Annotated in this window: 6 protein-coding genes; all 6 read left to right on the top strand. The window is 65.5% G+C overall.

The window, feature by feature from the left end; translation table 11 throughout:
- The first annotated feature begins 68 nt into the window (after positions 1–68).
- Positions 69–1,076, top strand: a complete 1,008-nt coding sequence (locus VGV07_RS01280) for an ABC transporter ATP-binding protein (protein WP_326866871.1) — start codon at positions 69–71, stop codon at positions 1,074–1,076.
- Complete coding sequence (locus tag VGV07_RS01285; protein WP_326866872.1) at positions 1,073–1,885, top strand: ABC transporter permease; 813 nt, start codon at positions 1,073–1,075, stop codon at positions 1,883–1,885. The genes VGV07_RS01280 and VGV07_RS01285 overlap by 4 nt, the downstream gene beginning before the upstream one ends.
- Positions 1,882–2,706 carry a substrate-binding periplasmic protein gene (locus VGV07_RS01290; protein ID WP_326866873.1) on the top strand — a complete coding sequence of 275 codons (825 nt, stop codon included), beginning with the start codon at positions 1,882–1,884 and terminating at the stop codon, positions 2,704–2,706. The genes VGV07_RS01285 and VGV07_RS01290 overlap by 4 nt, the downstream gene beginning before the upstream one ends.
- A gap of 162 nt (positions 2,707–2,868) precedes the next feature.
- Positions 2,869–3,489, top strand: a complete 621-nt coding sequence (locus VGV07_RS01295) for a cytochrome c (RefSeq protein WP_326866874.1) — start codon at positions 2,869–2,871, stop codon at positions 3,487–3,489.
- A gap of 45 nt (positions 3,490–3,534) precedes the next feature.
- A complete protein-coding gene (locus tag VGV07_RS01300) occupies positions 3,535–5,322 on the top strand; it encodes a pyrroloquinoline quinone-dependent dehydrogenase (protein WP_326866875.1) in 1,788 nt (595 codons plus the stop codon).
- 251 nt (positions 5,323–5,573) lie between these two features.
- Entirely contained in the window at positions 5,574–6,395 is an 822-nt protein-coding gene (locus VGV07_RS01305) for a transporter substrate-binding domain-containing protein (RefSeq protein WP_326866877.1), read from the top strand.
- Positions 6,396–6,559 lie beyond the last annotated feature (164 nt).

Consider the following 6,559-nt stretch of genomic DNA (forward strand, 5'->3'; position numbering starts at 1 on the left):
CGGGCAATTGCGTCACTATGCCTTCAAGATGATTAGACGAGCCCGAAAGCCGGATGTTATCAGGCGGCATGATTTCGCCGCAGCCTGGGGCCGGTCCAGTTTCACCCGCCATCGCCATCAGCGTTGACGCGCTCAGCGCCCGCTATGGCGTGAACACCGTGCTCGACAATGTGAGCCTCGAGATCGCGCGCGGCTCGAGCTTTGCCCTGCTCGGGCCTAATGGCGCCGGCAAGACGACGCTGCTCAACATTCTCTCGACGCTGCGCAAGCCCGATGGCGGCAGTGCACGCGTGGCCGGGGCGGACGTGGTCCGCCAGCAGGGCGAGGCGCGGCGCTCGCTCGGTGTGGTGTTCCAGGATTCGAGCCTTGATGACCGGTTGACCGCCTGGGAGAATCTCGAGTTCCACGGCCTCGTCTACGGCATGCCGTCGCGCCAGCGGAAGGAGCGCAGCGCCGCGGTGCTGGCGCTGGTGGAACTGGAGGACTGGCGCGACGAGATCGTGCGCAGCTTTTCGGGCGGCATGCGGCGGCGGCTCGAGATCGCCCGCGCCCTGCTGCACGAGCCGAAAATCCTGTTCCTCGACGAGCCGACCGCCGGGCTCGACGCCCAGACCCGGGTGCGCATCTGGCGCTACCTCGATGAGTTGCGCCGCGACCGCGACCTCACCGTGCTCACCACCACCCACTATATCGAGGAGGTCGAGGGCGCCGACACCATCTGCATCATCGACCACGGCAAGATCATCGCCCAGGGCTCGCCCGAGGCGCTGAAGACGCAGCATGGCCATCGCTGGCTGCACGTGATCCCGCGCGACGCGGCGGCGCTGAGCGCCATCGCGGCGCGCCGGCCCGATGCACAACCGCTCGGCGCGCATGGCCTCGCGCTCCCCGCCGATGACGGCGCAGAGGTCGACGCTTTCCTCGCCGCGTTCCGCGACCAGCTCACCGAGGTGCAGTTCCAGGATCCGACGCTCGAAAGCGTCTTCCTGTCGCTGACCGGCCGGCAGCTGCGTGATCGGGCGGACGATACCCATAATGCCGAAAAGGCCGCCGGGCGGCGCGGAGGCCGGCGATGAACCGCACCATGATGGCGCTGCGCGGCCTCTACGGCGTCTGGCTGCGCGAGATCACCCGCGCCACGCGCGACCGGGCGCAACTGATCGGCGGCATCAGCCGGCCGCTGATCTGGCTGCTGATCCTCGGCGTCGGGCTCAATCCCTATTTCCGCGGCGAGGTCTATGGCGAAGTCCGCTTCGTCATCCCGTTCACCTACCTCCAGTTCCTGTTCCCGGCGGTGATCGTGCTCAACATCATGTACACCTCGATCCAGTTCGCGGTGTCGGTGATCTGGGATCGCGAGTTCGGCTTCCTGCGCGAAGTGCTGGTGTCGCCGATGCCGCGCTGGCTGATCCTGTTCGGCAAGGTGTTGGGCGGCGCCACCGTGGCGACGCTGCACGGCGCACTGGTGCTGATCCTCGCCCGCTTTGCCGATGTTACCTTGAGCCTCGAACAGGTGGCGCTGGCACTGGCGCTGATGTTCACGCTCGCCTTCGGGCTCACCAGCTTCGGGGTGATCCTCGCGGCGCGGGTCCGCAGTTTCGAGGGGTTCGGAGTGTTTTCCAACACGGTGATCCTGCCGCTCTACTTCACCTCGTCCTCGATCTTCCCGCTCGATCCGGCGCTCACCCGGGCCCAGCAGGCAGTGACTTATCCCGAGTGGCTGGTGTTCCTCGTGCAGATCAACCCCATCACCTACGCGGTCGATGCGCTGCGCGGCGTGCTGATCAACTTCAACCAGTTCACCCCGGGCTGGGGCATCGGGATCATCGTCGCCATGGCGGTCGGGTTCTTCCTCATCGCCATCATCGATTTCGCGCGGCAATGAGGCGGGTCCGCAATCGCTGGATGCAGCCGGCGATCAACCTCGCGATCGTCGTGGCACTGCTGACGGCGCTGAGCTATCTGCCGCCCGATACCTCGCTCGCCGATCGGCAGAAGACCGGGGTGCTGAAGCTCTGCGTGCCGCCGAGCTATCCGCCGCTCGTCACCGGCGACCCCAACGAGCCCGGCTTCGACATCGAGCTGGCGGCCAAGGTGGCCGCCGATCTGGGGCTGCGGCTTTCCGTCAACACCCTCAGTTCGATCGGCAAGGATTTCAACCCGCGCAACTGGGCGCTGACCCGCGCCCAGTGCGACATCATCGCCGGCGGCGTCGCCGACACCGTGCAGACCCGCAGCTTCCTCCAGACCATCCCCACCCCGATCGAAACCGGCTGGGTCGGCGTGGGCAAGAGCCCCGAACTGCCGGAAGCCGGCGCGACTGTCGCCGTGCTTGCCGGCAGCAGCGGGCTCGATCGGCTGCAAGTCTCGGGCTGGTTACGCCGCAACGGCTGGCGCACCATGCCGGCGCGCTCTGCGCTGCAGTTCACCGGGGTATTGGACAGCGGCGCGGCGAGCTTCGGCGTCACCGAACGCTCGGGCCTCGCGGCCTTGGTCCTGCCCGCCGGTGTCGAGGTGTTCGCCCTGCCCGCGGCGGAATTTCCGCAATACCGCATGGCCTTCGGGCTCTGGAAGGGCGACCAGACGCTGAAGCGGGCGGTCGAAGCCGCCATCGGCAAACTGGAGCGCTCGGGCGAACTCGCACGGCTTGCGGATCGATACGGCACAAAAGGCTACCAACGATTCTCGCAAGAGTTGGTTCCCTAACTATTTTGTGTAGAACTATTTTGAGTTTGGCAGTGCGCGCCGAACCATTTTCCCTTCAAGTGAGGTTGAGCGCGACCCACTGACATGTCAGAGGCTGAGGCCTTGCGTGTTGGCGGAGTCGGCTCTCTGGGACGCGCTTGCCCCAAATCTCGGGAGACTGAATTGTCCTCAAAAATCACCCCATTGGCAGTCGTCGCGGCTCTGGCCGGGGCTGTCGCCGCCGGGCCGGCTTTTGCCGGAGGTTTCACTGCCGAACAGGCCACCGCAGGCGAGACCGCCTACAATTCCAACTGCGCCCAATGTCACGGCAAGCAGCTCGAGGGCCCCGATGCCCCGGGTCTGGCTGGCTCCGACGTGATGCAGAACTGGGCGACGGCCGGCGGCCTCTATGACTTTATCCATGTTGCCATGCCGCCCTCGGCGCCGGGCCAGCTCGGCGATGAGACCTATCTCAACATCATCGCCTACATCATGAAGTTCAACGGCGCCGAGCCGGGCGACGAACCGCTGACCACCGATCCGGACAAGCTTGCGGCGATTTCGCTGCCGGCCGAGACCCAGGCCGGTGCCGCCGCTGCTGCAGCCGCCACCCCGGCGGCTCCCGCCGATACCATGGCGGCCGCCGCGCCGGCCGTGCCGCAGGCCTTCACCTGGGGCAAGCAGTTGCCCGGTGGCCCGGCCCCCGGCGCAGCAGCAGCCCCCGCCGCAACCGCTCCCGCAGTTCCGCAGGCCTTCACCTGGGGCAAGACGCTCCCCACGGTCGCCGCGCCCGCTGCCAACTGAGTTATCTGGCGCACTGCTGAGGTGTGCCGCTTTTAGGAGGTCTCGATGAAAATCGAACTTTTGAAGTCCGTGTTGGTCGCTTCGACCGCATTGGCATTGTTTGCCGGTCCTTCCCTTGCACAGGATGCGGCGGCTGCGCCGGCCCCGGAGCGCACCAAGAACTACGCGCCGGTCACCGCCGACATGCTGGCGAACCCGCCGAAGGAAGAGTGGTTGATGTTCCGCGGGAACTACAACAACCAGGGCTACAGCCAGCTCGACCTGATCAACAAGGATACCGTGGGCAAGCTGCAGCTCGCCTGGGCCTGGCCGATGGCCGAAGCCGGCATCCAGGAAACCGCGCCGCTCGTGCATGACGGCATCATGTTCCTGCAGACCAACAACAACATCGTCGAAGCGCTCGACGCCAAGACCGGCGACCTGATCTGGCAATATCGCCCGACGCTCACCGAACTGCCTGCCTCCTGGAGCTACCAGATCAACCAGGCGCGCCGGCAGAAGAACTCGATCGCGCTCTATGACGACAAGGTCATCCTCACCACCGTCGATGCCAAGATCGTCGTGCTCAATGCCAAGGACGGCAAGCCGGTGTGGGAGAAGCAGGTCCTCGATACCCAGAAGGGCTACAGCTACACGGTTGGCCCGCTGATCGCCGACGGCAAGATCATCTCGGCCATTTCCGGCTGCTCGATCGCCGGCACCGCCGGCGGCTGCTTCATCATGGCGCACGACATCAACACCGGTGACGAGCTCTGGCGCTTCAACACCATCGACGATCCCGATAACCCCAAGCAGGGCGAGAGCTGGGGCGATGTGCCGCCGGAAAACCGCTGGGGCGGCACGCCCTGGACCACCGGCGCGTACGACCCGGAAACCAAGACCACCTTCTGGGGCATCGGCATGCCCGGCCCCTATTCCGAGCTGATCCGCGGCTCGGGCGATGGCAGCGTGCTCTACACCAACTCGACGCTCGCCCTCGACGTCGAGACCGGCAAGCTCAAGTGGTACTACCAGCACCTGCCGCGCGATAACTGGGATCTCGACAGCCCGTTCGAGCGCGTCCTGGTCGACCAGGAAGTAGACGGCAAGACGCAGCACCTCTTGATCACCGCCGCGGGCAAGAACGGCATCGTCTTCGCGCTCGATCGCGATACCGGCAAGTACCTGTGGCACAAGGATACGGTGAAGCAGAACGTGGTGACCGGCGTCGATGCCGATGGCACGGTGCAGATCAACACCGACCTGATCTCGCAGGCCGTTGGTGAAGAGCACCTCGTCTGCGCCTCGGTGTCGGGTGGCAAGCTCTGGATGACCGGCTCCTACAGCCCGCTCACCCAGGCCTATTACGTGCCGCTGACCGAAGCCTGCAACACCGTGGCCCCGACCCAGGTCGAGTTCACCGCCGGCAATGCCGTGGGCGCCGTCAAGTTCGGCCCGCGCGTCTTGCCTGAAGGCATCACCGATGCGGGCCTGCTCGATGCAGTCAGCATCAACACCACCCAAGGCGACCACAAGTGGCAGTATCGCAGCCGTCCGTCGATGACCTCGTCGGTGCTGGCGACCGCCGGCGGCCTGGTGTTCGGTGGCGACGCCGCCCGCAACATCAACGCCTGGGATCAGGAGACCGGCGAGGTCGTCTGGTCGCAGCGCCTCAACGCCCCGGTCGGCGGCTACCCCTCGACCTACGAGATCGACGGCGAGCAGTATCTCGTGGTGCCCACCGGCTACTCCAATGCCGCAAGCTCGATCTCCTCGGCCTTCCCGGAGATCCCGCTGCCGACCGGTTCGGGCAACTCGATCTTCGTCTTCAAGTTGCCCAAAGCGGCCAGCTGAGTGAGCTGATCGGAACGACTGCGAAAGGGGCCGCCGGCCCCTTTCTTTATTAGGTCACGGATAGGTCGAACCACTGCAATCGCCTAACCCTCGATGTCATCCCTGCGAAGGCAGGGACCCAACTCGCAGCTGGCACGGGAGGCGAAATGGATCCCTGCTTTCGCAGGGATGACAGCCGGTGGGTGGTCGAAGGTCGAGCACACCACCTTCTCCGGTGCGCCTAAATTGTGAAAACGCTCGAGGAAGTTATCATGCTGAAATTGCTCGCCCCGGCGCTGCTGCTGTTCTCGACTGGCGCGGCCCTGGCCCAGACCTCGAGCGTGCCGCCCGAAGAGTTCGACAACACCCGCCGGCAGGCCGGCGACACCATCCAGGTCTGTTTCGACCGCACCAGCCTCAGCCGCCAGTTCGACGAGGCCGTGGCTCAGGCGTTGGGCGAGGCGCTGTTCCTCGAGGTAAAGGTGATGGAGGGCTTTGGTGGCTTCCCGCTCACCGGCGACGGCTTCATGGACGAACTCAACCTCGCCATGAACAATGACTGCGACATGTTCATGGGCGTTTCGGTGTCGCCCAATACCCCGGCGTCGGAGAGCTTCTCGATCACCCGTCCCTACGCCACCATCCCCTTCGTTCTCGCGGTGAAGAACCCCGATTGGCAGCGCCTCGGCGATATCCCCAAAGACCAGCGATTGGGTACCGCCATCGCCTCGATGGGCGAGATGAACTACATCACCTGGGCGCAGCAGCGCAGCAAGCCCGAGCGCTGGGTGCGGCTGCCTTATGCCGACCCCAACCTGATGACCACCCGCGTGCTCGACGGCACCATTGCCGGCATGATCCTGTGGCAGCCGGTGCTGGCGCGTTTGCAGCAGGAACGACCTGAGGCGGCCGAACTGCACGTGATCGCCAACGACCCCATCCCGGCTTCCGAAACCCATGTCGGGGCGCTCGTCTCGGCCCGCAACAGTTTCCTGCGCAGCCAGATCGACCAGGCTATCGACGCCCTCGTCGCCGACGGCACCATCGACGGGCTGCTGAAGCAGTTCGGCTATCTGGGGCGTGCTGGGGGCTGAGGGAGTGGTGGAGCGATCTTGCCCTCCAGACCCCCTTGCATGTTGATTCTCGCCGACTCGTAGCAGGTTCGGTGATCCCCGGTCGGTGGCCGCCGGCCGGGGATCGGATGGGCGGGACCGTCACCCCCTGGGCATAGCACCGTAAGAGAGCTTGGTCCGTTCGT

This window comes from Devosia sp. (assembly GCF_035944845.1).
In the GTDB taxonomy this organism is placed as follows: domain Bacteria; phylum Pseudomonadota; class Alphaproteobacteria; order Rhizobiales; family Devosiaceae; genus Devosia_A.